This is a genomic window from Ferrovum sp. (assembly GCF_027317285.1).
Taxonomy (GTDB): domain Bacteria; phylum Pseudomonadota; class Gammaproteobacteria; order Burkholderiales; family Ferrovaceae; genus Ferrovum.
On record NZ_DAHVHV010000170.1, the window covers coordinates 1 to 527 of the forward strand.

At 52.6% G+C, this 527-nt stretch carries 2 protein-coding genes; both read right to left on the minus strand.

All coding sequences use genetic code 11. The annotated features are described in order from the left end of the window. On the minus strand, nt 1-156 hold a 156-nt coding region (locus M6F29_RS12485; protein WP_366526017.1), incomplete at its 3' end, for an Rpn family recombination-promoting nuclease/putative transposase. Nucleotides 157-247: 91 nt separating this feature from the next. Beyond that, nucleotides 248-527, minus strand: a 280-nt coding sequence (locus M6F29_RS12150; protein WP_298160314.1) for a hypothetical protein, incomplete at its 5' end; no start/stop codon positions are given.

A 527-nucleotide genomic window follows, 5' to 3' on the forward strand; every position in this document is an offset into this window, starting at 1 on the left:
CCACTCCCCACCCACCTTGATCCGCCAGACGATGTCATCTGCCCTTGATTTGAAATCCTCGGTGATGTAACTGCCGTGCTCCCTCTCCAGGGTCGCGTAATCCAGACTGTGCAGCCACTCGTCCGGCACAAATCCCATGATCAGGTCGCGCACCATCTCCGGGGCAGAAATAAAGATACTTGTAACTGCTGTCGTGCTCGTAACTCATCCAGGCATTCTATCCACCCGAATCCGAACCTGGATTCCCCTACACACCAACAAATTCGCCCTTATCGTCTCTGGTCATGCCTTCCAGGTCGCGAAGGAATGGAAAATTCGCGGTCTGCACCACAGTTACCGCTGAGCGGCGTAATCCCGTACCGAATTGCAACTTGCCTTTGGTCTTCGGCGCCGTCAGCCGAGGCTTTGTCGCACCGATTTTCGGCAAAATCCCATGCATTTCTCTGAGAGGGTAATCCCCCCTGTAAAAAGTTGGGAATAGAAGTAGAATTTTCTCGATATGAGGAGGTTCTACATGAAGCAGTCGA